Source organism: Streptomyces sp. NPDC004111, assembly GCF_042874215.1.
GTDB lineage: Bacteria > Actinomycetota > Actinomycetes > Streptomycetales > Streptomycetaceae > Streptomyces.
Genome location: NZ_JBIAMU010000024.1, coordinates 23,577 through 50,043, shown reverse-complemented (window position 1 = coordinate 50,043; position 26,467 = coordinate 23,577). Strand labels below are relative to the sequence as shown.

Genomic DNA, 26,467 nt, shown 5'->3' with positions numbered 1-26,467 from the left:
GGAGGCCCTTGATGCAGGCATGGCGAGTGCACGAGAACGGCGAGCCCGGCGAGGTGATGCGTCTCGAAGAGGTCGACCGCCCGGCCCCCGGCGACGGGCAGGTGCTGCTCAAGGTGCGCGCCGCGAACATCAACTTCCCCGACGCACTGCTCTGCCGGGGCGAGTACCAGGTCCGCCCGCCGCTGCCGTTCACCCCGGGCGTCGAGATCTGCGGCGAGACCGAGGACGGCCGCCGCGTGATCGCCAACCCGGCCCTGCCCCACGGCGGCTTCGCCGAGTACGCCGTCGCGGACACGGCAGCCGTCCTGCCCGCGCCCGAGCAGCTCGACGACGCACAGGCCGCGGCCCTGCACATCGGCTACCAGACCGGATGGTTCGGCCTGCACCGGCGCGCCCGGCTGCGGGCGGGCGAGACCCTGCTGGTGCACGCGGCGGCGGGCGGCGTCGGCAGCGCCGCCGTCCAGCTGGGCAAGGCCGCCGGAGCCCGGGTCATCGGCGTCGTCGGCGGACCCGAGAAGGCGGCGGTGGCCCGGGAGCTGGGCTGCGACCTCGTCGTCGACCGGCGCGCCGAGAACGTCATCGGCGCGGTGAAGGAGGCCACCGGCGGTCTGGGCGCCGACGTCGTCTACGACCCGGTCGGCGGCGAGGCGTACACCCAGTCCACCAAGTGCGTCGCCTTCGAGGGCCGCATCGTCGTCGTCGGCTTCGCCAGCGGCAGCATCCCGGCCCCCGCCCTCAACCACGCGCTGGTGAAGAACTACACGATCCTCGGCCTGCACTGGGGCCTGTACAACCTCAAGGACCCGGCAGCCGTCGCCCAGTGCCACGCCGAGCTGACCCGGCTCGCCGCCGAGGGCGCCGTCAAGCCGCTGATCAGCGAACGCGTCCCCTTCAAGGACGCCGCCGACGCCGTGCAGCGGGTCGCCGACGGCCGCAGCACCGGCCGCATCGCCGTCCTCCCCGAGACCGGGACCGGGGCCGCGACCGGCACCGGCACCGCGCACACCACCGCGCCCGAGGGGGCCGCCCGATGACCGTCACCGCCGACGAACTCCGCACCCGTACAAGGGAACTGCTCGCCGCCCACCCCCCGGCCACGACCGACCGCACCGACTTCCTGAAGGCCCGCTTCGACGCCGGGCTCGCCTGGGTGCACTACCCCGTCGGCCTCGGCGGACTCGACGCACCGCGCGACCTCCAGGCCGTGGTGGACGCCGAACTCGCCGCGGCGGACGCCCCCGACAACGACCCGCGCCGCATCGGCATCGGCCTCGGCATGGCCGCCCCGACCATCCTCCGGTACGGGACCGAGGAGCAGAAGCACCGCCTGCTGCGCCCGCTGTGGGTCGGCGAGGAGGTGTGGTGCCAGCTGTTCAGCGAACCCGGCGCGGGCTCCGACCTCGCCGCCCTCGGCACCCGGGCGGTCCGCGACGGCGACGGCTGGGTGGTCAACGGCCAGAAGGTCTGGACGTCGAGCGCGCACCTCGCCCGCTGGGCGATCCTGGTCACCCGCACCGACCCCGAGCAGCCCAAGCACCGTGGCATGACGTACTTCCTGTGCGACATGACCGATCCCGGCGTCGAGGTGCGGCCACTGCGGCAGATCACCGGCGAGGCCGAGTTCAACGAGGTCTTCCTCAGCGACGTCCGCATCCCCGACACCATGCGCCTGGGCGAGGTGGGGGAGGGCTGGCAGGTCGCGCAGACCACGCTGATGAACGAGCGCGTCTCCATCGGCGGCTCCCGCATCCCGCGCGAGGGCGGCATGATCGGCCCGGTCGCCAGGACCTGGCGCGAACGCCCCGACCTGCGCACCCACCCGCTGCACCAGAGGCTCCTGGAACTCTGGGTGGAGGCCGAGGTCGCCCGGCTCGCCGGCGAACGCCTGCGCCAGCAGCTGGTGGCGGGCCAGCCCGGCCCCGAGGGCTCCGCGATGAAGCTCGCCTTCGCCCGCCTCAACCAGGAGATCAGCGGCCTGGAGGTCGAACTCCGCGGCGAGGAGGGCCTGCTGTACGACGACTGGACGATGCGCCGTCCGGAACTCGTCGACTTCACCGGACGCGACGCCGGATACCGCTACCTGCGCTCCAAGGGCAACTCGATCGAGGGCGGCACCAGCGAGGTGCTGCTGAACATCGTCGCCGAGCGCGTCCTCGGCCTGCCGTCCGAGCCCCGCACCGACAAGGACGTCCCCTGGAAGGACCTGGCCCGATGACCGACCTGCTGTACTCCGAGGCCGAGGACGACCTGCGGGCCGCCGTCCGCGCCCTGCTCACCGACCGCAACGACCCGGCGGAGGTGGCCGCGCGCGCCGAGGAGGGCACCCCGTACGACGCCGGGCTGTGGAAGCTGCTCGCCGCGGACATGGGCGTCGCCGGACTGCTGGTCCCCGAGGAGCTGGGCGGACAGGGCGCCTCGCACCGGGAGGCCGCCGTGGTGCTGGAGGAACTGGGCCGGGCGGTCGCCCCGGTGCCGTTCCTCACCAGCTGCGTCGTGGCGACCTCGGTCCTGCTGGCCTGCGACACCGGCAGCCCGGAGGTCGCCGGGCTGCTGGGGGACCTCGCCTCGGGGCGGCGGACCGCCGCGCTGGCGACCGGGTTCGCCGCGGGCCCGGACGACCCCGGCCCGCTCGCCGCGGACGGTACGCCCGCCGGCCCGCGCGGGACGGTGTCAGCGGTGGCGGACGCCGCGACCGCCGATGTGCTCCTGGTCCCCACCGCGCAGGGCCTGTACGCCGTCGAACGGGCCGGTGACGGAGTGCGGGTCGAGCCGCGGATCCCGCTCGACCTCACCCGCCCCCTCGCCGCCGTCACCTTCGACGGGGCGGCCGGCACCCTGCTCGCCGGTCCGCGGCAGGCGGCCGCGGCCGTACGGCAGGGCCTGCTGGCCGGGGCCGGACTGCTCGCCTCCGAGCAGCTGGGCCTCGCCGAGTGGTGCCTGGAGGAGACCGTGCGCCACACCAAGGAGCGCCACCAGTTCAACCGGCCGGTCGGCTCCTTCCAGGCGCTCAAGCACCGCATGGCCCAGCTGTGGCTCGAAGTGGTCTCCGCCCGCGGAGCCGCCCGCAACGCCGCCGACGCACTGGCCACCGGAAGCGAGGAGGCACCGCTGGCCGTGGCGGTCGCCCAGGCGTACTGCGCCGGGGTCGCGGTGCACGCCGCCGAGGAGTGCGTACAGCTGCACGGCGGCATCGGGATGACCTGGGAGCACCCCGCGCACCTGTACCTGAAGAGGGCCAAGGCCGACTCGATCGCCTTCGGGACCGCCGGTGCGCACCGGGAGGCAGTGGGCCGGGCGGTCGGCCTGAACGCTCCCGAATAGCCGTGTGACCTGCGGCGCTTCTCCACGCGCTGCCCCGTCCCGGAAGGGTGCGGGGCAGCGCGCACCCTTTTACATACTGTTTAATTGCGACTTGATTGCAATAACGGTTGATCTTTAAGAGGGGTGTGGGGAGCCATGACGGCCCGTTCCATACGCACGGCGACACGCACGGCCACCGCCGCGGCACTGGCCGGAGCCCTGGCCATCGGCGCGGCGGCCTGCTCCAAGCCCGGAGGCTCCGCCTCCGGCTCCGGCACGGGCTCCGGGGCCAAGGACTCGGCCGTCGTCGGCATCGCGTACGAACCGGAGACCCTCAGCCCCCTCCTCGGCTACGGCAAGGACGGCAACTCCAAGATCTTCGACGGACTGCTCTCCTTCGACGCCGACATGAAGCTGCGGCCCGCCCTCGCCGCCGAACTCCCCGAGGTGAGCGCCGACGGCCTCACCTACACGTACAAGCTGCGGTCCGGTGTGAAGTTCAGCGACGGCAAGCCCTTCGGCGCCAAGGACGTCGTCTTCACCTACGAGACGATCCTCGACAAGAAGACCAACAACGCCGCCAAGACGGAGCTGGACGCAGTCAAGAGCGTCAAGGCCGAGGGCGACGGCAAGGTCGTCTTCACCCTCAAGTACCCGTACGCGCCGTTCGCCGAGCGCACCGTCCTGCCGATCGCCCCCGAGCACGTCGCGGGCAAGCAGGACGTGAACACGGGCGCCTTCACCACCCGGCCCATCGGCACCGGACCCTACGTCCTCACCAAGTGGTCCAAGGGCGAGAAGCTCAGCTTCAAGGCGAACCCCGACTACTGGGGCGGCGCCCCGGCCGTCAAGAAGTTCACCATGGCGATCATCAAGGACGACGACGTGCGCGCCACCCGGCTGCGCTCCGGCGACCTCGACGGCGCGATCCTGCCGCCCAACCTCGCCGGGTCCTTCAAGGCGGACGGCAAGAAGAAGACGTACGCGGCCAAGTCCTTCGACTACCGCACCGTCACCCTGCCCACCCACAACAAGGTCGCCGGCGACACCGACGTGCGCCGCGCCCTGGACGTCGCGGTGGACCGCGGGGCCATGGTCGACAAGATCCTCGAAGGCGCCGGAAAGCCCGCCTACGGACCGGTCCCGACCGACAGCCCCTGGTTCGCCAAGGGCACCGAGCGCACCCACGACCTGGCGAAGGCCAAGAAGATCCTCGACGACGCGGGCTGGAAGGCGGGCGCCGACGGCATTCGCAGCAAGGACGGGGTGCGCGCCGAGTTCCCGCTCTGGTACCTCTCCGGCGACAAGCTCCGCCAGGACCACGCCCTCGCCTACGCCTCCGACGCCAAGAAGGCCGGCATCGACATCAAGACCCAGGCGGGCACCTGGGAGGTCATCGAGCCGCGCATGAAGAACGACGCGGTCCTCGCCGGCGGCGGCTCGCCCGGCGACCCCGACTTCGACCAGTACCTCCTGCTGAAGTCCTCCCTCGCGGGCGACGGCTTCAACAACATGGCCTGGTACGACAACAAGACCGTCGACGCCGCCCTGGAGGCGGGCCGGCGGACCAACAAGGACACCGAGCGCAAGGCCGCGTACACCACCGTCCAGCAGGAACTGGTGAAGAACCCCGGCTACACCTTCCTCACCCACATCGACCACCTCTACGTGGTGAACGACAAGTGGGACGGCCTGTCCACCCAGACCGAGCCGCACGACCACGGCCTTGCCTCCGGCCCTTGGTGGAACGTCGAGGACTGGACGCCGAAGAAGTGACCGGAGCAGTCACCGGGCGCCGTCGGCTCCCCTGGGGACCGATGGCGCGGATGGCGGGGCGGCGGCTGCTGTTCGCCGCCCCCGTCCTCCTCGCGGTGACCTTCGGCGTCTTCGCCGTCGCCGCCGCCTCGCCCTTCGACCCCGTCAAGGCCTACGCGGGCACCGCCGGACTCTCCTCCTCGCAGGCCAACCTCGACCAGCTGCGCGCCAACCTCGGCGTCGACGACCCCCTCCTCACCCGCTGGTGGCACTGGCTCACCTCGGCCCTGACCGGGGACTTCGGCGACTCCAGCGTGATGCGCCAGCCCGTCGCCGACGTCATCGCCGAACGCCTCGGCTGGTCCACCCTGCTGGCCGCCACCGCGTTCCTGATCGCGATCCTGCTCGGCACCGCCCTCGGCGTGCTCGCCGCACGCAGGCAGGGCGGCTGGCTCGACCGGTGCGCCAGTTCCGCCGCGTACACCCTGGAAGCCGCCCCCGCCTTCTGGCTCGGGTTGCTGGCCATGTGGTTCTTCGCCCTGAAGCTGGGCGTGCTGCCCGCCGGCGGGCTCACCGACACCGACAGCGACGTGATCACCTTCGGCCAGGTCGCCTCGCACCTGGTGCTGCCCGCCGCCGTCCTCGGCATCACCCAGCTCCCGTGGTTCTTCCTGTACGTACGCCAGGGGGTCGCCGACGCCCTGGAGGAGGACCCGGTGCGCGGCGCCCGCGCACGCGGCACCGGCGAGACCACCGTGCTCCTCGGACACGCCCTGCGCTCCGGGATGCTGCCGATGCTCACCCTCGTCGGCTCGCGCGTCCCCGAACTCATCACCGGCGCCCTCCTCATCGAGACCGTCTTCAGCTGGCCCGGCATCGCCGCCGCCACCGTGCAGGCGGCCACCGCCGTCGACTTCCCGCTGCTCGCCGCGCTGACCGTGCTCGCCACGGCCGCCGTCCTCGCGGGCAACCTCCTCTCCGACCTCCTCTACGGACTCGCCGACCCGAGGGTGGGCTTCGATGGCTGACCTCACCACCACGACCGACCGTGCGGACGGCACCCCGGCCGAGCGCGCCGACTCCCGCACCTGGCGCGCCCACGGCCGCACCCGCCGCTCCACCCGCACGGTCCGAATCCGCACCTCCGCCGTGATCGTCGCGGCCGTGGCACTGGCGGTGCTCCTCGTACCGCCGCTGGTCAACCTCGACGAGCAGGCCGTCGACCTGGCGCTCAAGCTCCAGCCGCCGTCCCTCGCGCACCCCTTCGGCACCGACGACGTCGGCCGCGACCTGCTGCTGCGCTGCGTCTACGGACTGCGCGTCTCTCTCCTGGTCGGCCTCGTCGCCGCACTCGTGGCGACCGTCATCGGCACCGCCGTGGGCGCCGCGGCGGCGGCCTTCGGCGGCTGGACCGACCGCGTGGTGATGCGCCTGGTGGACACCTTCTCCTCGGTGCCGCACCTGCTGCTCGGCATCTTCATCGTCGCCATGTTCCGCCCGGGGGTGTGGCCGGTGATCGTGTCGGTCGCCCTCACGCACTGGCTGTCCACGGCCCGCATCGTGCGCTCCGAGGTGCTGTCGCTGCGCTCGCGCCCCTACGTCGACGCGGCGATCTCCGGCGGGGCCTCGCGGTGGCGCCTCGCGGTGCGGCACCTGCTGCCCGGAGTGCTGCCGCAGGCGGCACTGGCCGCCGTGCTGATGGTGCCGCACGCCATGTGGCACGAGTCGGCCCTGTCCTTCCTCGGCCTGGGCCTGCCCAGCCACCAGGCGAGCCTCGGCAACCTCATCCAGTCCGCGCGCAGCTCGCTGCTGGCGGGGGACTGGTGGCCGACCCTCTTCCCCGGCCTCTTCCTGATCATCCCCACGCTGGCCATCGCGGGCCTCGCCGGAGCCTGGCGCGAACGCATCAACCCGCGCCGCCGATCGGAGCTGATGCTGTGAGCCTGCAGAAGACCGAGGCACCGGCCGTCCCCGCGGCCGACGCCACGCCCGTGCTCTCCGTACGCGACCTCTCGGTACGTTTCCGGATGCGCGGCGGGCGGCACGTCGCCGCCGTCACCGACGCCTCCTTCGACCTGGCCGCGGGGGAGTGCCTGGCCCTCGTCGGCGAGAGCGGCTGCGGCAAGTCCGTCCTGGCCTCCGCACTCCTGGGGCTGCTGCCCGGCAACGCGCAGACCGCGGGACACGCCCTCCTCGGCGGCACCGACCTGCTCACCGCCGACGAGAAGACCCTCGCCCGCACGGTGCGCGGACGCCGGATCGGCCTCGTGCCGCAGAGCCCCGCGGCCCACCTCACACCGGTGCGCACCGTCGGCTCGCAGCTCGGGGAGACCCTGCGCGAGCTGACCGGCACCCGAAGGCAGGACCTGGCGAAGGCGGTGCGGGCGGCGGCCGAACGGGCCGCGTTCCCCGTCGGCCACCTGGACCGCTACCCGCACGAACTGTCCGGCGGGCTCGCCCAGCGCGCCGCCACCGCCCTCGCCCTGATCGGGGACGCCCCGCTGCTCCTCGCGGACGAGCCCACCACCGGCCTCGACCGCGACCTCGTCAACCGCACGGTCGACGAACTGCGCCGCCACATCGAGGACCCCGACGGCGGCACGGCGGGCCGCGCCCTGCTGATGATCACCCACGACCTGGCCGCCGCGGAGTGCATCGCCGACCGCATCGCCGTCATGTACGCGGGACGCATCGTCGAACTCGCCGACGCCACGGCCTTCTTCGGGACCCCGGGACCGCGCCACCCGTACGCGCGCGGACTGCTGAACGCCCTCCCGGAACGGGACTTCGCCCCGATCCCCGGCATGCCGCCCGAGCTGGGCGACCTGCCCGCGGGCTGCGCGTTCGCGCCCCGCTGCCCGTACGCCGCCGAAGCCTGCACCGTACAGCCGCAGTTCGCCGACCGGATCGCCTGCCACTACCCGCCGGACGAGGAGAGCGCCCGTGCTTGAACTCCAAGCGATCACCGCCGGATACGAGCGCGGCAGGCCCGTCGTCACCGACGCGCACCTCACCGTCGCCCCCGGCGAAGCGGTCGGGCTGCTGGGCCCCAGCGGCTGCGGCAAGTCGACGCTCGCCCGGGTCGCCGCCCTGCTGCACCGCCCCGACGCGGGCACCGTCACCCTCGACGGCACCCGGGTCCAGGGCTGGCGGCACCGGGCGCCGCGCGCCCAGCGCACCGCGATCGGGGTGGTGTTCCAGCAGCCGAGGCTCTCCGCCGACCCGCGGCTGCGGCTGCGCGACCTGATCGCCGAACCGCTGCGGGCGACCGGACGGCGCGAGGAGGCGGACGCCCGGGTGGGCGAACTGAGCGACACGGTCGGCCTCGGCGACGACCTGCTCGGCCGCCGGCCGCACGAGGTCAGCGACGGACAGCTGCAACGCGCCTGTCTGGCACGGGCGTTGGTGCTCCGGCCGCGCTGGCTGGTGTGCGACGAGATGACGGCGATGCTGGACGCGTCGACCACCGCGGCCCTGGTGGCGGTCGTCGAGGACTACCGCGCGGCCGAGGGGGCGGGGCTGCTCACCGTCGGCCACGACCGGGTGCTCCTGGAGCGCTGGTGCGACCGCACGGTGCGCTGGCAGGACGTGGCAGGTGCGAACGCCGGGGGCTGACCGGCGGGGCCGGGATCAGGCCTCGTTGGGGTTGCTCGCGCGGTTGTGCGCGGCGTCCAGGCAGCCGCGCACCCAGTGCTCGCGGGCGTCGTCCGCCTTCTTCCCCGCGGTGAGCGACCACTTCTCGCAGCCCCCGGCGACGGCCCCGGCCATGACCGATCCGTCGCGGTCGGTCTTGCGGAGCTGGGTGGCGTGGAAGTACCCGGCGTCGTAGGCGACGTTCTCCACCCAGACCGGGCGGTTGTTGAACTTCGAGGCCAGCGCCCACGCGGCCGTGCCGAGCACCGCCACGGCGACGAGGGCCGCGATCACCAGATTCCTCCGGCGCGGGCCACGGACATGAGTGGAGATGTCTCCCGTGAGGACCATGTGAACACCCTGCCAGACGCTTCGCACGTGCGATCCACCGGGTCCCGGTTGGTGAAGCGCGGTGGAACACGGCACGAACTCCCCGGCGGACCCTGCCGGTTGCCGTGTGTTCGACGGATACTCGGCCCAGACCGCACCTCGTCACGCCGAACCCGGAGGCATTCACATGTCCCTCACCACCCGACGCGCCGCCGCCGCCACCTTCGCAGGGGCACTCGTCGGAGCGGCCGGCTGGGCGAGCACCCTCCCGGCCTCCGCCACCGGATCCCTGCCCGCCGCCGGGGAACGGCACCACAGGCGCCCGTTGCGCCGCGCCCACGCCCACAACGACTACGAGCACCCGCGACCGCTGCTGGACGCCCTGTCGCACGGGTTCACCAGCGTCGAGGCCGACATCTACCTCGTCGACGGGCAACTCCTGGTCGCCCACGACCCGGTGGACCTCGACCCGGCCCGCACCCTGGAGGCCCTCTACCTGGAGCCCCTGGCCGCCCTGGTGCGGGCCAACCACGGCAGCGTGCACCGGGGCGACCACCGGCCCGTACAACTGCTGGTCGACATCAAGACGCAGGGCGAGGCCACCTATCTCGAACTGCACCGCAGGCTGCGGCCCTTCCGGCGGATGCTCAGCACGTACAGCGAGGGACGGGTCCGCCTCGGCGCGGTCACCCCGGTGATCTCCGGCGACCGCGCGGCCCGCGCCCCGATGGAGGCGCAGCGCACCCGGCACGCCTTCTACGACGGCCGGCTGGAGGACCTCGCCGCCGCGCAGCCGGCCCCCGCCTCCTTCATCCCGCTGATCAGCAGCGACTGGAAGGCGGGCTTCGGCTGGCTCGGCGAGGGCCCCTTCCCGAAGGCGGAGCGCGACCGGCTGCACTCCCTGGTCCGCACCGCCCACCGGCGCCGCCAGCGGGTCCGTTTCTGGGGCACCCCGGACGTGCCGGGCGCCGCGCGCGACGCCCTGTGGCACGAGCTGATCGCGGCCGACGTCGACCACCTCAACACGGACGACCTGGCGGGCCTGGAGAAGTTCCTCCGGAGGTACGACCGACAGGGCGCGTGAGCACCCGGGGGCCGGGTCCGGCAGGGTTCGTCCGCAGGGTTCAGAGGGGCCGCGTACGGCCGGGCTCAGACCAGGCGCGACCTGATGAGGAACCGGACCCCTTCCGGGGCCTCCAGGGAGAAACCGCTGCCGCGGCCCTCGACCACGTCCACGATCAGCCGGGTGTGCCGCCAGACCTCGTACTGACTGGTCGACATCCAGAACGGGACGGACTCCTGCACACCCTCCACGTCAAGGGAGGCCAGCAGGACGTCCGACCCACCCGTGCGGAACTCGCCGTCCGGGTAGCACATGGGTGCGCTGCCGTCGCAGCAGCCGCCCGACTGATGGAACATCAAGGGTCCGTGCGCGTCGCGCAGTTGGCGTATCAGACCGGCGGCTGCCGGGGTGAGTTCGACGAGCGGACTTGCGGGGACGGTACTCATGGTGCGGCCCCTCTCGCGTGCGGGCGAAAACCGGTGGGGTGCGGCGGAAGACGGGTGGGGTTCCACCGGACAGTTTCCCCCGCGCGGGCCGCCGCCGACACCCCGCCCCGGCGGGGTGTCGGCGGTCCTCAGGGCGAGCGGTCCTCAGGCCGCGCGCTTCTCGCGCTCCGCGTCGACCAGCCGGCCCAGTTCGTCGGCGACCAGGCTCCAGGAGTGTTCCGGGAGTTCGTGCCCGACCTCCGGCAGCAGGACCAGCCGGGAGCCCGGGATCCGGGAGGCGATGGTCCGTGCCGCGCTCGGCTTGATCAGCGGGTCGTCGGCGCCGTGCAGGACGAGGGTGGGCCGGGTGACCTTCTCGATGGGTGCGCCGTGCCACTGGGCCCCGATCTGCCGGCTCTGCGCCTCCTGGTCGTGCAGCCCGCTGTCCTTGTTGCGCAGGGCCGCCTCCCGGGCCGCCCGCTCGTCGAACGGGCGGGCCGGCGAGGCCAGCAGCCGGAACACCTCGACCCCGGCCCGCACGTCCCCCTCGGGGGTGTCGGGGAACTTGAGCCCGGCGAACTTCGACAGGGTCCGCAGCCGGACGTACCGCATGCTCCGCAGGCCCGCGCTGTCGCCGGGCACGGCGGCCATGGTGGTGAGCGTGCGCACCCGCTCCGGGTGGCGCAGCGCCGTCCGCTGGACGACCGCCCCGCCGAGGGAGACACCGAGCAGGTGGGCCGACTCCCAGCCCAGCGCGTCCAGTACGGCCACCGTGTCGTCGACCATGTCCTCCGCCGTGTACGCGGAGCCGCGCCTGCCGAACAGGGCGGCGATGGGGTTGGTCGTGGAGGTGGCCGGCAGGTGCGTGGAGTCGCCGCCGTCCCGCTGGTCGTAGCGGGCCACCGCGAAGCCGCGGGCGGCCAGCATCCGGCACAGCTCGTCCGGGATCCACCGGCGGTTGGCCCCCAGGCCGGTGGCCAGCAGCAGCGGTTCGCCGTCGGCCCCCTCGGTCAGCCGGTCGAAGGCGATGTTCACCGGGCCGTTCGTGGCCCATTGGACCGGACCCCACGGGCTCGTCGATGACGTCGGCATGGCAGACCTCCCTAAAACTGCGATCGATGTTCGCAGTTTAGGATAGTGCCGAGCGGTGGGAAAGGGAAACGTTCATGAGAGCGACGAGAACGGGTGGGACGGATGAGACGGGTGGGGCGATGGCTCAGGAAGCCGTGACAGCGGTCTGGATGCGGCCCGAACGAGGGGCCCGGGGCCCCGTCGCCGTGCACAGCCGCGCCGAACTCACCGCCGCCGCCGTCGAACTCGCGGACCGCGGCGGCCTGTCGGCGGTCTCCATGCGCCAGGTGGCCACGGCGCTGGGCACCGGCCAGGCCTCCCTGTACCGCTACCTCTCGGGCCGGGACGACCTGCTGGACCTGATGGCCGACGCGGTGGTGGGCGAGGTGGACCTCGACGTGCCGCTGTGCGGCGAGCCCGTGGAGGACCTGCTCGCGCTCGCCGTGCGGACCAAGGCGGCGCTGGTGCGCCACCCCTGGGTGGCCGGCCTGCCGCCGGAACCGCTCAGGCTGGGGCCGCGCGGGCTCGACTACCTGGAGTACGCGCTGCGGGCGATGGAGCCCTCACCGCTGCCGGGACGGACCAAGACGGAACTCGTCGGTCTGATGAACGCGCTGGTCACCCAGTTCGCCGGGGTGACGGCGCAGCACGACGGGGGCGCGAACGGCCGCCGGGCCGCCCAGGCCGCCTATCTGCGCGAGGCGGCGGCGCGGGGGGAGCACCCGCGGGTCGCGGCGGCCCTCGGCGACCCCGGTGAGGTGGCGGACGGCGAGGACGCGGAGGCCGGCTTCGCGCGGATGATGCGCAAGGTGCTGACCGGGCTGCTGGCGTCCTGACCCGGCCCCCGGAAACCCCGACGGCGCCCCGGCCGGGCCTTCGCCTGCCGGGGCGCCGTCGCGCGTGCGGGGGTCGCGGGCCGTGGGTCAGCCCGCGTCGGCCGCCAGCGCGGCCGAGACGACCGCCTTGGCCTCCTCCTGGACCCGGCCCAGGTGCTCGGCGCCGTGGAAGGACTCCGCGTAGATCTTGTACACGTCCTCGGTGCCCGAGGGGCGGGCCGCGAACCAGGCGTTCTCGGTGGTCACCTTGATGCCGCCGAGCGACGCGCCGTTGCCGGGGGCCGCGGTGAGCACGGCGGTGACCGGCTCGCCCGCGAGGGTGTCCGCGCCGACCTGCTCGGGCGACAGCCGACCGAGCACCGCCTTCTGGGCGGGGGTGGCCGCGGCGTCGATCCGCGCGTAGGCGGGCTCGCCGAACCGGGCCGTCAGGTCCGCGTAACTCTGCGACGGCGTACGCCCGGTGACCGCCAGCATCTCCGAGGCGAGCAGCGCCAGGATGATGCCGTCCTTGTCGGTGGTCCACACCGAGCCGTCGCGGCGCAGGAACGACGCCCCCGCCGACTCCTCGCCGCCGAAGCCGAGCGAACCGTCGGCCAGCCCGTCCACGAACCACTTGAAGCCCACCGGCACCTCGACCAGGGTGCGGCCGAGATCGGCGGCCACCCGGTCGATCATCGACGAGGACACCAGCGTCTTGCCGACCCCGGCGGTCGCCGCCCACTGCGCGCGGTGCGCGAACAGGTAGGAGATCGCGGCGGCCAAGTAGTGGTTGGGGTTCATCAGTCCGCCGTCGGGCGTGACGATGCCGTGCCGGTCGGCGTCCGCGTCGTTCCCGGTGGCGATCTGGAAGCGGTCGCGCTGCTCGATCAGCGAGGCCATCGCGTACGGCGACGAGCAGTCCATCCGGATCTTGGCGTCCCAGTCCAGCGTCATGAAGCGCCAGGTCGGATCGGTCAGCGGGTTGACCACGGTCAGGTCGATGCGGTGCTGTTCGGCGATCCGGCCCCAGTACGCCACCGACGCCCCGCCCAGCGGGTCCGCGCCGATCCGCACCCCGGCCGCGCGCACCGCGTCGAGGTCCAGCACGGCGGGCAGGTCCGCCACGTAGGTGCCCAGGAAGTCGTACCGCCCGGTGGTCTCCAGGGTCAGTGCCCGCGCGTACGGGACGCGGCGGACCCCCTTGAGGCCCCCGGCGATCAGTTCGTTGGCCCGGTCCTGGATCCAGCCGGTGGCGCTGGAGTCGGCGGGGCCGCCGTTCGGCGGGTTGTACTTGAAACCGCCGTCTGCGGGCGGATTGTGCGACGGCGTGACGACGACGCCGTCCGCGAGGGCGCCGCCGCGGCCCTTGTTGTACGTGAGGATGGCGTGCGACACGGCGGGGGTGGGCGTGTAGCCGTCCGCCTCGTCGATCAGCACCCGGACGTCGTTGGCCGCGAACACCTCGATCGCGGTGGCCTTCGCCGGCTCCGAGAGGGCGTGCGTGTCGGCACCCAGGAACAGCGGCCCGTCGATGCCCTGGAGGGCCCGGTACTCGCAGATCGCCTGGCTGGTCGCGGCGATGTGGTCCTCGTTGAACGCGGTGTTGAGCGAGGAGCCGCGGTGCCCCGAGGTGCCGAAGGCCACCCGCTGGCGGGGGTCGGCCGGGTCGGGGTGCAGCGCGTAGTACGCGGTCACCAGCCGGGACACGTCGACGAGATCTTCCGGCCGGGTCTGCTGTCCCGCTCGTTGGTGCGGCATCCGCCCGTTACCTCCATGGTGTCGCGATCAATGCGGTACGGGACATTCTCGCGGACCGGAGGGACTGCTCGCACGCACGTCTGTTCGTGGGGGTGGGGGAGGAGTGACAGGAGGGAAGGCGGGGTAGCAGGGCGAATGTCGGCGAGTGGAATACCTGAACAAATGGGTGGAAACTCATCGATGAGTCATTGATTGCCGCACACAGAACGTGAACGTGAGGAGAGCGCCATGTCGTCCAAGCGCCGTCGCAAGAAGAAGGCTCGCCGCAAGAACGGAGCCAACCACGGGAGCCGGCCGCAGTGCTGAGGTGGCTGGAGCCGGTGGAGCCCTTGGAGCCGTTGGAGGCGTTGGGCTGAGGTGCTGCTGATGTGGTGCCGGGGTGGCGTCCGTGGCTGGGGGATTCCTGGCTGCGGGCGCCGCTTTGTTGTGGGTGGGGTGGGGTGGGGTGGGGTACGGGGCCGGGGGCGTCCGGGGCGGGAGGGTTCGGCTCCGTCGGGGGCCGCCCCCTTGCCCGCCCGTTCCGCCCCCGGGGGCGGCCCCGCCGCCCAAGGGGGCGGGGGTGGCTTCGGGGTTCCAGGGGGCTCGGGTGGGGGGTTGACCTGGGGGGACAGTAGAGTCCTGGCTGCGTCGTTCCCGAGCTTCGAGGTAGCCGTCCGTGACATCCGCCGCACCCATATCCGGCCCGGAGCCGTCCGATCCGACCGAGGTCACCGTCGTGGGCATCGGCGCCGACGGCTGGTCCGGCCTCCCCCCGGCCTCCCGCGACGCCCTCCTCGACGCCGAGGTGGTCATCGGCGGCGGGCGGCAGCTCGGCCTCCTGCCCGACGACTGCCCCGGGGTACGCATACCGTGGCCCGCCCCGCTGCGCCCCGCGGTCCCCGGCCTGCTCGCCGAGCACCGCGAGCGCCGGACCGTCGTACTGGCCAGCGGCGACCCGATGTTCTACGGCATCGGCCGCGCCCTCGCCGAGATCTGCGGCCCCGACGCGCTGCGCATCCTGCCCCACCCCTCCTCCGTGTCGTACGCCTGCGCCCGGGTCGGCTGGCCGCTGGAGGACACCGAGGTGATCACCCTGGTCGGCAGGCCCGCCGCCCGGCTCGCCGCGGCCCTGCACGACGGCCGCAAGCTGCTGGTGCTCAGCGCGGACGCCTCGACCCCCGCCACCGTCGCCGCCCTGCTGCGCGAGCGCGGCTTCGGCCCCAGCCGCATGAACGTCCTCCAGCAGCTCGGCGGCGAGGACGAGGCCTGCACCGAGGGCACCGCCGACACCTGGCAGCAGCCCCCCGGCGACCCGCTCAACGTCATCGCCGTCACCTGCCGCCGTGCCCCCGGCACCCGGCGCCTGGGCGCCGTACCCGGGCTGCCCGACGACGCGTACGAACACGACGGCCAGCTCACCAAGCGTCACATCAGGGCCGCCACCCTCGGCGCCCTCGCCCCCGCCCCCGGCGAACTCCTGTGGGACGTCGGCGGCGGCTCCGGCTCGATCGCCGTCGAGTGGCTGCGCACCCACCCCTCCTGCCGTGCCGTCAGCGTCGAACGCGACCCGGTGCGGGCCGAGCGCATCACCCGCAACGCCGACCGGCTCGGCGTGCCCGGACTGCGCGTGGTCACCGGCCGCGCCCCCGGATCGCTGGCCGGACTGCCCGTACCGGACGCCGTGTTCATCGGCGGCGGACTGACCGCCCCCGGCCTCCTCGACGCCTGCTGGGAGGCCCTGCCCGAGGGCGGCAGGCTGGTCGCCAACACGGTCACCCTGGAGTCCGAGGCGCTGCTGGCCGCCTGGCACCGCCGCCACGGCGGCGACCTCGTACGGCTCGCCGTCGCCCACGCCGTGCCCGTGGGCGGCTTCACCGGGTGGCGGCAGGCCATGCCGGTCACCCAGTGGTCCGTCACCAAACCCCGTCCGGCGGAGCACGCCGGACCCGCCGCCACCCCCGACGCAGGAGAGAACCAGTCATGACCGTGTACTTCATCGGCGCGGGACCCGGCGCCGCCGACCTGATCACGGTGCGCGGCGCCCGTACGCTCGCCGCCTGCCGCGTCTGCCTGTACGCGGGCAGCCTGGTGCCCCGCGAACTGCTCGCCGAGTGCCCGCCCGGCGCGCGCCTCGTCGACACCGCCCAGCTCGACATCGAGCAGATCACCGCCGAGCTGACCGCCGCCCACGCGGCCGGTCACGACGTGGCCCGGCTGCACTCGGGCGACCCCTCCGTGTTCAGCGCGGTCAACGAGCAGATGCGCCGGCTCGACGAGGCCGGTGTGCCCTACGAGGTGATCCCCGGCGTCCCCGCCTTCGCCGCTGCCGCCGCCGCCCTCAAGCGGGAGCTGACGGTGCCCACCGTCGGCCAGACCGTCATCCTCACCCGGATCGCCCAGCGCGCCACCGCCATGCCCGAGGGCGAGGACCTGGCCACCCTGGGCCGCAGCGGCGCCCTGATCGTGCTGCACCTGGCCGCCCAGTACGTGGACCGGGTCGTCGAGGAACTGGTGCCGCACTACGGGGCCGACTGCCCGGCCGCCGTCGTCGCCTACGCCTCCCGCCCGGACGAGATCGTGCTGCGCGGCACCCTCGACGACATCGCCGCCCAGGTGAAGGACGCCGGGGTGCTGCGCACCGCCGTCATCATGGTCGGCCGCACCCTCGGCGCCGAACAGTTCCGCGACAGCCACCTCTACTCCCCGGCCCGCGACCGGCACAACTGCTGAACCGCCGATACGGACGTGCCCACCGGGCGGGGCCAGGACGGGGCCGGGGTCAGCGCACCTCGCTGCGCCCCACCACCGTCCCCGCCCGGTCGATGCAGATCACGTCGACCGCCACCGGCGCGCCCCGCAGCACCGACAGCGCCTCGTCGCGCGCCCCCACCGCCACCAGGTCGCCCAGCGGCACCCCGCGCGCCTGGCACAACTGGAGCGCGGCCAGGCCGGTGTTGGCGGCGGCGATCTCCGCCGCGAGCGCCTCGTCCGCGCCGCCCCGCCGCGCCAGCTCCGCCAGGAAGCCCTTGTCCACCTGGGAGCGCCCGGAGTGCAGGTCCATGTGCCCGGCGGCGAGCTTCGACAGCTTGGCGAAACCGCCGCAGACCGTCAGCCGCTCCACCGGATGGCGCCGCACGTACTTCAGCACCGCGCCCGCGAAGTCGCCCATGTCGAGCAGGGCGATCTCCGGCAGCCCGTACTCGGCCACCACCGTCTTCTCCGACGTGGACCCCGTGCAGCCCGCCACATGGGTGAGCCCGGCCGCCCTCGCCACGTCCACGCCCCGCCGGATCGAGTCGATCCACGCCGAGCAGGAGTACGGCACGACGACGCCCGTCGTGCCCAGGATGGAGAGGCCGCCGAGGATGCCCAGGCGGCCGTTCCAGGTGGAGCGGGCGATCTCCTCGCCGTGGTCCACCGAGACCGTCACCTCCACGTCGCCGGTGCCGCCGTGCGCCGCCGCCACCCGCGCCACGTGCTCGCGGATCAGCTGCCGGGGCACCGGGTTGATGGCCGGCTCGCCCACGTCCAGGGGCAGCCCCGGCAGGGTGACCGTGCCGACCCCGGGGCCCGCCCGGAACACCACGCCCGAGCCCGGCGGCAGCCGCCGCACCGTCGCCCGCACCAGCGCCCCGTGCGTGACGTCCGGGTCGTCGCCCGCGTCCTTGACCACCCCGGCCGTCGCCCGCCCGCCGTCCAGTTCCTCGACGGCCAGGGCGAACGCGGGGGTCTGCCCGCGCGGCAGGGTGATCGTCACCGGGTCGGGGAAGTCGCCGGCCAGCAGGGCCGTGTACGCGGCGGTGGCGGCGGCCGTCGCACAGGCACCGGTCGTCCAGCCGGAGCGCAGACCGGTGTGCTTGAGTTGGGCGTCGCGCCCGCTGGGCGCGGCGGGCCCCTGGCCCGTACTGCTCGTGTCACTCATGGATGGATCCCGTGCACATACTCGTTCTCGGCGGTACGACCGAGGCCCGGCGCCTCGCCGGACTCCTGGTCGACGTGCCCGGCAACCGGGTCACCAGTTCCCTCGCCGGGCGGGTCGCCAGTCCGAAGCTGCCGCCCGGCGAGGTCCGGGTGGGCGGGTTCGGCGGGGTCGCCGGACTGGCCGACTGGCTGCGTACCCACCAGGTGGACGCGCTCATCGACGCCACCCATCCTTTCGCCGGAACGATCAGTTTCCACGCGGCCGAGGCCGCCGCCGCTGCCCATGTTCCCCTGCTGGCGCTGCGCCGGCCCGGCTGGGCGCCCGGCGAGGGCGACGACTGGCACCCGGTCGGCTCCCTCGACGAGGCCGCGCGGGCACTGTCCCGACTGGGCGAGCGGGTCTTCCTCACCACCGGGCGGATGGGGCTCGCCGCGTTCGCCGCCCTGCACGAGCCCTGGTTCCTGATGCGGTCGGTGGACGCCCCCGAAGGGCCCTGCCCGCCGCGCATGGAGGTGCTGCTGGACCGGGGCCCCTTCACCCTCGAAGGGGAGCGCGACCTGCTGCGCCGCCACCGCATCGACGTCCTGGTCACCAAGGACAGCGGTGGTGCGGCCACCGCCCCCAAGCTGACCGCCGCCCGCGAGGCGGGCATCCCGGTGGTCGTGGTGCGCCGCCCGCCGGTCCCGGCGGGCGTACCGGTGGCGGACACCCCGGAGGCGGCCGTCGCCCGGCTGCGCGCGTGGGCGGGCGACGGGGTACGGAACGGCCGGTGACCGGACCGCACCCCGCCGGTGCCCGCCGGGCCTCCTGGCCGGTGGCCGGACCGCACCCCGGCGGTGCCGCTCAGGCCTCCGGGTAGCGCCGGGGCGTCCAGACGATCCGCTCGCCGTCGTCGCCCCGCCGTACCCACCGGGTCTGCGAGGACCCCACGAGCAGCACGGTCCGCATGTCCACCTCCGCCGGGTCCAGGTCCCCGAGCCGTACCGTCCGTACGCTCTCGGTCGGCCCGCCCACGTCGCGGCCGAGCACCACCGGGGTGTCCGGCGACCGGTGTTCGAGGAGCAGGTCGCGGGCCTTGCCGACCTGCCAGGTGCGGCTGCGCGACCCGGGGTTGTACAGGGCCAGCACCAGGTCCGCCGAGGCAGCGGCGCGCAGGCGTTCCGCGATGACCTCCCAGGGCTTGAGCCGGTCCGAGAGGGAGATCGTCGCGTAGTCGTGCCCGAGCGGTGCCCCCGCCCTGGCGGCGGCGGCGTTCGCGGCGGTCACCCCGGGCAGCACCCGTACCGGCACCCGCGCGTACTCCTGCTGCGTGGCGACCTCCAGGACGGCCGTGGCCATCGCGAAGACCCCGGGGTCACCGCCCGAGACGACGGCGACCCGCCGCCCGCGCCGCGCCAGGTCGAGCGCGAACTCCGCGCGCTCCGACTCCACCTTGTTGTCCGACCCGTGCCGCACCTGCCCCGGCCGCACCGGCACCCGGTCCAGGTACGTCGTGTACCCGACCAGGTCGTCCGCGGCGGCCAGCGCCCCACGGGTCTCCGGGGTCAGCCACAGCGGACCGGCCGGACCGGTACCGACCACGGCCACCTCGCCGTCCCCCTCGGCCCGCGCGGCACGCGGCTCGGTGTGCGCGGAGCCGATCCGGCTCGGCAGCACCGCGACCGCGAAGTACGGCACCGAGTCCGCGTCCACGTCGGCCAGTTCGCCGGTGCGCTCGCCGGCCATGGTCGCCCGCTCCACGTACCGCGCCTCGCCCAGCCGCCCGGACGCCTCGAAGGCACCGCGCACCGCCGGGAACGTACGCCCCAGCTTCATCACCACGGCCGTGTCGGTCGCGGCGAGCCGGGCCGTCAGCTCCTCCTCGGGCAGTGTGCCCGGCAGGATCGTCAGCACCTCCTCGCCCTCCACCAGCGGCGTCCCGAGCCGCGCCGCCGCCGCGCTCACCGAGGTCACCCCGGGGACCACCTCGGTGGGGAAGCGGTCCGCGAGCCGCTTGTGCATGTGCATGTACGAGCCGTAGAAGAGCGGGTCGCCCTCGGCGAGCACCGCCACGGTGCGGCCCGCCTCCAGGTGCGCGGCCAGCCGGGCCGCGGCCTCCTCGTAGAACTCCTCCAGTGCGGCCCGGTAGCCGCCGGGGTGGTCGGTGGTCTCCGTGGTGACGGGGTAGACCAGCGCCTCCTCGATGTGCCGTTCCTCGATGCGGCCGGCCGCGATGGAGCGCGCTATCGACCGCCCGTGCCGGGCACTGTGATAGGCGATCACATCCGCCTCGGCGATGACCTCCACGGCCCGTACCGTCATCAGCGACGGATCGCCGGGACCGAGCCCGACACCGTAAAGACGGCCCTTGACCTGCCCGTTGGTGCTCATTCTTCCTCGCTGGCGATCGCGTTGAGCGCGGCGGCGGCGATGGCGCTGCCACCGCGTCGGCCGCGAACGACCAGGTATTCGAGGCCGTACTCGTGCACGGCCAGTGCCTCCTTGGACTCCGCCGCACCCACGAAGCCGACCGGCACGCCGATCACGGCCGCCGGGCGCGGTGCGCCCGCCTCGATCATTTCGAGGAGCCGGAACAGCGAGGTCGGCGCGTTGCCGACGGCGACCACCGAGCCTTCGAGACGGTCGCGCCACAGCTCCATCGCGGCGGCGCTGCGGGTGGTCCCGAGCTCCTTGGCGAGGGCGGGCACCGACGGGTCGGACAGGGTGCAGACCACGTCGTTGTCGGCGGGCAGCCGCTTGCGGGTGACCCCGCTGGCCACCATCTGCACGTCGCACAGGATGGGCGCCCCGGCGCGCAGCGCGGCCCGCGCGTCCGCCACCACGTTCGGGCTGAACGCCAGGTCGCGCACCAGGTCGACCATGCCGCAGGCGTGGATCATACGGACCGCGACCTGGCTGACGTCGGCGGGCAGACCCGCCAGATCCGCCTCGGCGCGGATCGTGGCGAAGGACTGGCGGTAGATCGCCGGTCCGTCCTTCTCGTACTGATGCACTGTGCTGTCGCTCTCTTCTGCGGGCGTGGGACGGGGAATCGGGTGGAGATGTCGGTACGGGGAAGTACGAGGGGAAAATACGGGTCAGGCGTGTTTCCCGCGAGCGGCGGCCACCGCGTCGGACAGCGCGGGCGAGCCGTCGGGGACGGTGACCGGGGTGTCCCGGGCCTCGCCCCGTACGACCGTGATCCGGTGGCCCTCCTCGGTGGCGAGCACATCGACCCACTCGCCGTGCGGGTGCCCGCACCTGCGCGCACACCCCGACCAGTGGACCGGCAGCCCGCCCACGGGCCCCAGGGCGAGCGTCGCCTGACTCTGCACGTCCGCCAGCGACTTGGCGCAGCCGGGCCGTCCGACGCAGGCGCCGACCCCGCGCCACGGCGAGTCCTCGCGGGTGATCAGCCCGGCGCCGTCCAGCAGGCCGAGCAGTTCCTCGGCCTGCGCCGGCAGGACACCGGGCAGGACGACACCGCGCCACGGGGTCAGCCGCAGGGTACCGTCGCCGTGGCGTCGTGCGACGTCGGTGAGCAGGCGCCACGGGCCGGCGGCGAGGCGGCCGAGCGGTGCGCCGACGGACAGGGCGGCGCGGGCCGGCCGGTCGGGGCCGTCGGCGGGTGCCGCGTCCGTGGAAGGTGCCGCGTCGGTGGCGGGTGCCGTGTCCGTGACGACGCCGAGCCGCGGGGGAGCGGGTGTGGCGGGCCGGGCGGGGGCCTTCGTGCGTGTCGCGTCCAGCCGGGCCGCGCGCAGCTCCCGTACGACATCGGCCAGCAGCGCGTCCGGGCCGCCGGGGAACTCCGACACCCGCCACACGCCCACCTCCCGCACCCCGTCCAGGAAGGTCTCGGCGGCCACCAGCGCGGCCCGCACCGCCTGCGCACCCGGCAGCCGTACGGCGTCGCGCGCGGTGCCGACCCGCAGCAGCGCACCCCCGCCCGGCTCCGCCCGCAGCGTCACATCGGCGCCCAGCGCGTCCACGTCGCCCCGGCCGTCGTCGAGCGCGAACAGGAACCGGCCGGAGAGCCGGGTCGTCCGCTCCCCGGCGCACAACAGCGTGTCCAGCCCGCGCAGCCAGGGGCCGACGTCACCGTGCCCCAGGCCGTCCAGACCCGACAGCGGCGACGCCACCACATTGCGCACCCGCTCGTGCCGTACGGACGGCAACAGGCCCGCCGCGCCGAGGAGTTGGGCGAGTTCGGCGCCGCAGTCCGCGGCCAGGCCGCGCAGTTCGGCATTGCCCCGGGAGGTGAGGCGAATGTCACCATCGCCCAGCCGGCCGGCCGCGTCGCCGAGCGCCCGCGCCTGTGCGGCGCCGAGCACACCGCCCGGCACCCGGACCCGGGCCAGCGCCCCGTCGTCCGCGCCGTGCAGCCGCAGCGAACCCGGGCACGCGTCACCGCGGGTACGGGCGTGGGCCTCGCCCGTCGGTCCGGGCGAGGTCGGCGAAGTGGCTGGTGGGGGCATGGCGGCGAGCATACCGACCGAGGAGGGACTGCTGTTCGACACCGTGTGCGGCGCACTTGACCCGGGGCTCTAATATGCCTGGTGGCGGGCTCTCGGGCCCGTCGTCGCCACCGACGGCGACAGGGGAGGAAGCCCGGTGGAACTCCGGCGCGGTCCCGCCACTGTGAGCCCGGCCCCCGCCGGGCGAGTCAGGAACTCCCTTGCGCGGCCCCGATCCCCTTGGGGCTTCCCTCACACCGCCCGGGGCGTGGACACCCCGAGGAAGGCACGACGCCGCATGCTCCTGCTCCTGTCGACGTCCGACACCGACCTGCTCAGCGCCCGTTCCTCCAGCGGCCCGGTCGGTTACCGCTACGCCAACCCTTCCCGGCTCGCCCTCACCGACCTGCCCGAGCTCCTCGACGGCACCGATCTCGTCGTCGTACGCCTCCTGGGCGGGGTCCGCGCCTGGCAGGACGGCCTGGACCAGGTCCTCGCCACGGGCAGGCCCGTCGTCGTCCTCACCGGCGAACAGGCCCCCGACGCGCAGCTGATGGCCGCCTCCACCGTCCCCGTCGGCATTGCCGCCGAGGCGCACGCCTACCTGGCGCACGGCGGGCCCGCCAACCTGGAGCAGCTCGCCCGCTTCCTCTCCGACACCGTGCTGCTCACCGGCCACGGCTTCGAGCCGCCCGCGCCCGCACCCTCCTGGGGCCCGCTGGAGCGCACCGCCCGCGCCGGTGTCGAGGGCCCGACCGTCGCGGTGCTCTACTACCGCGCCCACCACATGAGCGGCAACACCGGCTTCATCGACGCCCTGTGCGGCGAGATCGAGGCCGCCGGGGCACGCCCGCTGCCGCTGTACGTGGCGTCCCTGCGCACCCCCGAGCCGGAGCTCATCGAGGAGCTGCGGGCCGCCGACGCCATCGTCACCACCGTCCTCGCGGCGGGCGGCACCCGCCCGGCGGAGGCCTCGGCCGGCGGCGACGACGAGTCCTGGGACGCGGGCGCCCTCACCGGCCTGGACGTGCCGATCCTCCAGGCGCTCTGCCTGACCAGCCCGCGCACCGCCTGGGAGGAGAACGACGAGGGCGTCTCCCCGCTAGACGCGGCCACCCAGATCGCCGTCCCGGAGTTCGACGGCCGGCTGATCACCGTCCCGTTCTCCTTCAAGGAGATCGACGACGACGGCCTGCCCGCGTACGTCGCCGACACCGAGCGCGCCGCCCGCGTCGCCGGGATCGCCGTCCGCCACGCCCGGCTGCGGCACATTCCCAACGCCGACAAGAAGATCGCGCTCGTCCTGTCCGCGTACCCCACCAAGCACTCCCGCATCGGCAACGCCGTCGGCCTCGACACCCCCGCCAGCGCGGTCGCCCTGCTGCGCCGCCTGAGGGCCGAGGGCTACGACTTCGGCACCGAGGAGGTGCCCGGTCTCGCCTCCGGCGACGGCGACGAGCTGATCTACGCCCTCATCGAGGCGGGCGGCCACGACCAGGAGTGGCTGACCGAGGAGCAGATGGCGCGCAACCCCGTGCGCATCCCGGCCGCCGACTACCGGCGCTGGTTCGCCACGCTGCCCGCCGAGCTGCGCGAGGCCGTCGAGGAGCACTGGGGCCCGGCGCCCGGCGAGATGTTCGTCGACCGCTCGCAGAACCCGGACGGCGACATCGTGCTCGCCGCCCTGCGGCGGGGGAACCTCCTCATCCTCATCCAGCCGCCGCGCGGCTTCGGCGAGAACCCCATCGCGATCTACCACGACCCCGACCTGCCGCCGTCGCACCACTACCTGGCCGCCTACCGCTGGATCGCCGCGTCCGCCGACGACAACGGCTTCGGTGCCGACGCGATGATCCACCTCGGCAAGCACGGCAACCTGGAGTGGCTGCCCGGCAAGAACGCGGGCCTCTCCGCCGCCTGCGGCCCCGACGCCGCCCTCGGCGACCTCCCGCTGATCTACCCGTTCCTGGTCAACGACCCCGGCGAGGGCACCCAGGCCAAGCGCCGCGTGCACGCCACCCTCGTCGACCACCTGGTGCCGCCGATGGCCCGCGCCGACAGCTACGGCGACATCGCCCGGCTGGAGCAACTCCTCGACGAGCACGCCCAGATCGCGTCCATGGACCCGGCGAAGCTGCCCGCGATCCGCGCCCAGATCTGGACCCTCATCCAGGCCGCGAAGCTCGACCACGACCTCGGCATCGAGAACCGGCCGGAGGACGAGGGCTTCGACGACTTCATCATGCATCTCGACGGGTGGCTCTGCGAGATCAAGGACGTCCAGATCCGCGACGGCCTGCACGTCCTGGGCGGTGCCCCGGAGGGCGAGGCCCGGGTGAACCTGGTCCTCGCGATCCTGCGCGCCCGCCAGATCTGGGGCGGCACCGCCTCCCTGCCCGGCCTGCGCGAGGCCCTCGGCCTCGACGAGTCCGCCGCGCAGCGCACCGCCGCCGACGAGATCGAGGAGCAGGCCCGCGGCCTGGTCCAGGCGATGGAGGACGCCCACTGGAAGCCGGAGGCCGTCGCGGGCGTCGCCGCCGGCCACCCGGCCGCCGTCGCCGACATCCTCGACTTCGCCGCCCGCGAGGTCGTCCCGCGCCTCGCCGCCACCACCGACGAACTCGCCCACGCCGTCCACGGACTGAACGGCGGCTTCGTCCCGGCCGGCCCCTCCGGCTCCCCGCTGCGCGGCCTGGTCAACGTCCTGCCGACCGGCCGCAACTTCTACTCCGTCGACCCCAAGGCCGTACCCTCCAAGCTCGCCTGGGAGACCGGCCAGGCCCTCGCGGACTCCCTCCTCACGCGCTACAAGACCGACAACGGCGAATGGCCCACCTCCGTCGGCCTCTCCCTGTGGGGCACCAGCGCCATGCGCACGGCCGGCGACGACATCGCCGAGGCGTTCGCACTGCTGGGCATCCGCCCCGTCTGGGACGACGCCTCGCGCCGGGTCACCGGCCTGGAGGCCATCCCCGCCGAGGAACTGGGCCGCCCCCGCATCGACGTCACCCTGCGCATCTCCGGCTTCTTCCGCGACGCGTTCCCGCACGCCATCGGCCTCCTCGACGACGCGGTGCGCCTCGCCGCCTCGCTGGACGAGAGCGCCGACGTCAACTACGTACGGGCGCACACCCAGGCAGACCTCGCCGAGCACGGCGACGAACGCCGCGCCACCACCCGCATCTTCGGGTCGCGTCCCGGAACGTACGGCGCGGGCCTCCTCCAGCTCATCGACTCCCGCGACTGGCGCACCGACGCCGACCTCGCCGAGGTCTACTCGGTGTGGGGCGGCTACGCCTACGGCCGCGAACTCGACGGGCGTCCGGCCCGCGAGGAGATGGAGAGCGCGTACAAGCGCATCGAGGTGGCGGCGAAGAACACCGACACCCGCGAGCACGACATCGCCGACTCCGACGACTACTTCCAGTACCACGGCGGCATGGTCGCCACCGTGCGCGCCCTCAAGGGCAAGGCCCCCGAGGCGTACATCGGCGACTCCACCCGCCCCGAGACGGTGCGCACCCGCACCCTCGTCGAGGAGACCTCGCGCGTCTTCCGCGCCCGCGTGGTCAACCCCAAGTGGATCGAGGCGATGCGCCGCCACGGCTACAAGGGCGCCTTCGAACTCGCCGCCACCGTCGACTACCTCTTCGGGTACGACGCGACGACGGGCGTGGTCGCCGACTGGATGTACGACAAGCTCACCGAGACGTACGTCCTGGACCCGACCAACCGCGAGTTCCTCAAGGAGGCCAACCCCTGGGCGCTGCACGGTATCGCCGAGCGCCTCCTGGAGGCGGAGTCGCGCGGCATGTGGGCCAAGCCCGACCCGGCCGTCCTCGAAGCGCTCCGCCAGGCCTACCTGGAGACCGAGGGCGACCTGGAGGGCGAGGACTAGCGATCCCCGCACCCGGCGGGCCCCGTGCGGGGCCGCACGGGGCGCCGCTGGACGACGGGGCGGGTCCGAGGCAGTATCGGGCCCG

At 74.0% G+C, this 26,467-nt stretch carries 23 protein-coding genes and 1 riboswitch; of the genes, 15 read left to right on the top strand and 8 right to left on the bottom strand.

Annotated features, from left to right (window positions below):
• The first annotated feature begins 11 nt into the window (after window positions 1-11).
• From ACFYVL_RS36605 to ACFYVL_RS36570, 8 genes are all read left to right on the top strand, one after another.
• Complete coding sequence (locus ACFYVL_RS36605) at window positions 12-1,034, top strand: NADPH:quinone oxidoreductase family protein (protein ID WP_389252831.1); 1,023 nt, start codon at window positions 12-14, stop codon at window positions 1,032-1,034.
• Window positions 1,031-2,215 (top strand): acyl-CoA dehydrogenase family protein, encoded by a 1,185-nt coding sequence (locus tag ACFYVL_RS36600; protein ID WP_389252829.1) that lies wholly within the window; start codon window positions 1,031-1,033, stop codon window positions 2,213-2,215. The genes ACFYVL_RS36605 and ACFYVL_RS36600 overlap by 4 nt, the downstream gene beginning before the upstream one ends.
• Window positions 2,212-3,321: an acyl-CoA dehydrogenase family protein gene (locus ACFYVL_RS36595; RefSeq protein ID WP_389252827.1), complete on the top strand. Its 1,110-nt coding sequence runs from the start codon at window positions 2,212-2,214 to the stop codon at window positions 3,319-3,321. Before ACFYVL_RS36600 ends, ACFYVL_RS36595 begins: the two co-directional genes overlap by 4 nt.
• Before the next feature lie 135 nt (window positions 3,322-3,456).
• Complete coding sequence (locus ACFYVL_RS36590) at window positions 3,457-5,076, top strand: ABC transporter substrate-binding protein (RefSeq protein WP_389252825.1); 1,620 nt, start codon at window positions 3,457-3,459, stop codon at window positions 5,074-5,076.
• 41 nt (window positions 5,077-5,117) lie between these two features.
• Complete coding sequence (locus tag ACFYVL_RS36585; protein WP_389253024.1) at window positions 5,118-6,083, top strand: ABC transporter permease; 966 nt, start codon at window positions 5,118-5,120, stop codon at window positions 6,081-6,083.
• Window positions 6,076-6,996, top strand: coding sequence for an ABC transporter permease (locus ACFYVL_RS36580; protein ID WP_389252823.1), 921 nt, complete (start codon window positions 6,076-6,078; stop codon window positions 6,994-6,996). Before ACFYVL_RS36585 ends, ACFYVL_RS36580 begins: the two co-directional genes overlap by 8 nt.
• Window positions 6,997-7,082: 86 nt before the next feature.
• A complete protein-coding gene (locus ACFYVL_RS36575; RefSeq protein WP_389253022.1) occupies window positions 7,083-8,006 on the top strand; it encodes an ABC transporter ATP-binding protein in 924 nt (307 codons plus the stop codon).
• Entirely contained in the window at window positions 7,999-8,670 is a 672-nt protein-coding gene (locus ACFYVL_RS36570; RefSeq protein ID WP_389252821.1) for an ABC transporter ATP-binding protein, read from the top strand. Before ACFYVL_RS36575 ends, ACFYVL_RS36570 begins: the two co-directional genes overlap by 8 nt.
• 15 nt (window positions 8,671-8,685) lie before the next feature.
• Here the strand turns inward: ACFYVL_RS36570 and ACFYVL_RS36565 are convergent, their stop codons facing one another.
• Window positions 8,686-9,039, bottom strand: coding sequence for a hypothetical protein (locus tag ACFYVL_RS36565; protein ID WP_389252819.1), 354 nt, complete (start codon window positions 9,037-9,039; stop codon window positions 8,686-8,688).
• A 166-nt stretch (window positions 9,040-9,205) separates the two neighbouring features.
• Here ACFYVL_RS36565 and ACFYVL_RS36560 point away from each other — a divergent pair, with 166 nt between their 5' ends.
• Entirely contained in the window at window positions 9,206-10,102 is an 897-nt protein-coding gene (locus ACFYVL_RS36560; protein WP_389252818.1) for a phosphatidylinositol-specific phospholipase C/glycerophosphodiester phosphodiesterase family protein, read from the top strand.
• Window positions 10,103-10,167: 65 nt separating this feature from the next.
• Here the strand turns inward: ACFYVL_RS36560 and ACFYVL_RS36555 are convergent, their stop codons facing one another.
• Both ACFYVL_RS36555 and ACFYVL_RS36550 read right to left on the bottom strand, forming a co-directional pair.
• Window positions 10,168-10,527: a DUF779 domain-containing protein gene (locus ACFYVL_RS36555; protein ID WP_389252816.1), complete on the bottom strand. Its 360-nt coding sequence runs from the start codon at window positions 10,525-10,527 to the stop codon at window positions 10,168-10,170.
• A 144-nt stretch (window positions 10,528-10,671) separates the two neighbouring features.
• Window positions 10,672-11,598 carry an alpha/beta fold hydrolase gene (locus ACFYVL_RS36550; RefSeq protein ID WP_389252813.1) on the bottom strand — a complete coding sequence of 309 codons (927 nt, stop codon included), beginning with the start codon at window positions 11,596-11,598 and terminating at the stop codon, window positions 10,672-10,674.
• A 119-nt stretch (window positions 11,599-11,717) separates the two neighbouring features.
• Here ACFYVL_RS36550 and ACFYVL_RS36545 point away from each other — a divergent pair, with 119 nt between their 5' ends.
• A complete protein-coding gene (locus ACFYVL_RS36545) occupies window positions 11,718-12,413 on the top strand; it encodes a TetR/AcrR family transcriptional regulator (protein ID WP_389252811.1) in 696 nt (231 codons plus the stop codon).
• Window positions 12,414-12,500: 87 nt separating this feature from the next.
• Here the strand turns inward: ACFYVL_RS36545 and pgm are convergent, their stop codons facing one another.
• Window positions 12,501-14,150 carry a phosphoglucomutase (alpha-D-glucose-1,6-bisphosphate-dependent) gene (gene pgm, locus ACFYVL_RS36540; RefSeq protein ID WP_389252809.1) on the bottom strand — a complete coding sequence of 550 codons (1,650 nt, stop codon included), beginning with the start codon at window positions 14,148-14,150 and terminating at the stop codon, window positions 12,501-12,503.
• 228 nt (window positions 14,151-14,378) lie between these two features.
• Between pgm and ACFYVL_RS36535 the strand changes: the two genes are divergently transcribed.
• The 3 genes from ACFYVL_RS36535 to cobM all read left to right on the top strand — a co-directional run bounded on the left by ACFYVL_RS36535 (window position 14,379) and on the right by cobM (window position 16,859).
• The gene (locus tag ACFYVL_RS36535; RefSeq protein WP_389253020.1) at window positions 14,379-14,456 is read left to right on the top strand and encodes a 50S ribosomal protein L37; all 78 of its coding nucleotides are present in this window, start codon (window positions 14,379-14,381) and stop codon (window positions 14,454-14,456) included.
• Between the two features lie 349 nt (window positions 14,457-14,805).
• Window positions 14,806-16,113 carry a precorrin-6y C5,15-methyltransferase (decarboxylating) subunit CbiE gene (gene cbiE / locus ACFYVL_RS36530; protein ID WP_389252807.1) on the top strand — a complete coding sequence of 436 codons (1,308 nt, stop codon included), beginning with the start codon at window positions 14,806-14,808 and terminating at the stop codon, window positions 16,111-16,113.
• The gene (gene cobM / locus ACFYVL_RS36525; protein ID WP_389252805.1) at window positions 16,110-16,859 is read left to right on the top strand and encodes a precorrin-4 C(11)-methyltransferase; all 750 of its coding nucleotides are present in this window, start codon (window positions 16,110-16,112) and stop codon (window positions 16,857-16,859) included. The genes cbiE and cobM overlap by 4 nt, the downstream gene beginning before the upstream one ends.
• Before the next feature lie 49 nt (window positions 16,860-16,908).
• Here the strand turns inward: cobM and ACFYVL_RS36520 are convergent, their stop codons facing one another.
• Window positions 16,909-18,051, bottom strand: a complete 1,143-nt coding sequence (locus ACFYVL_RS36520) for a cobalt-precorrin-5B (C(1))-methyltransferase (RefSeq protein WP_389252803.1) — start codon at window positions 18,049-18,051, stop codon at window positions 16,909-16,911.
• An 11-nt stretch (window positions 18,052-18,062) separates the two neighbouring features.
• Between ACFYVL_RS36520 and ACFYVL_RS36515 the strand changes: the two genes are divergently transcribed.
• A complete protein-coding gene (locus ACFYVL_RS36515; RefSeq protein WP_389252801.1) occupies window positions 18,063-18,824 on the top strand; it encodes a cobalt-precorrin-6A reductase in 762 nt (253 codons plus the stop codon).
• 70 nt (window positions 18,825-18,894) lie between these two features.
• Here ACFYVL_RS36515 and ACFYVL_RS36510 read toward each other — a convergent pair whose 3' ends face one another.
• The 3 genes from ACFYVL_RS36510 to ACFYVL_RS36500 form a co-directional block, all read right to left on the bottom strand.
• A complete protein-coding gene (locus ACFYVL_RS36510; protein ID WP_389252799.1) occupies window positions 18,895-20,421 on the bottom strand; it encodes a precorrin-2 C(20)-methyltransferase in 1,527 nt (508 codons plus the stop codon).
• Window positions 20,418-21,044 carry a precorrin-8X methylmutase gene (locus tag ACFYVL_RS36505; protein ID WP_389252797.1) on the bottom strand — a complete coding sequence of 209 codons (627 nt, stop codon included), beginning with the start codon at window positions 21,042-21,044 and terminating at the stop codon, window positions 20,418-20,420. Before ACFYVL_RS36505 ends, ACFYVL_RS36510 begins: the two co-directional genes overlap by 4 nt.
• A gap of 84 nt (window positions 21,045-21,128) precedes the next feature.
• Window positions 21,129-22,517: a precorrin-3B synthase gene (locus tag ACFYVL_RS36500; protein WP_389253018.1), complete on the bottom strand. Its 1,389-nt coding sequence runs from the start codon at window positions 22,515-22,517 to the stop codon at window positions 21,129-21,131.
• A 113-nt stretch (window positions 22,518-22,630) separates the two neighbouring features.
• Window positions 22,631-22,703, top strand: a riboswitch (cobalamin riboswitch).
• A 79-nt stretch (window positions 22,704-22,782) separates the two neighbouring features.
• Here ACFYVL_RS36500 and cobN point away from each other — a divergent pair.
• The gene (cobN, locus tag ACFYVL_RS36495) at window positions 22,783-26,382 is read left to right on the top strand and encodes a cobaltochelatase subunit CobN (RefSeq protein ID WP_389252795.1); all 3,600 of its coding nucleotides are present in this window, start codon (window positions 22,783-22,785) and stop codon (window positions 26,380-26,382) included.
• Window positions 26,383-26,467: the final 85 nt, after the last annotated feature.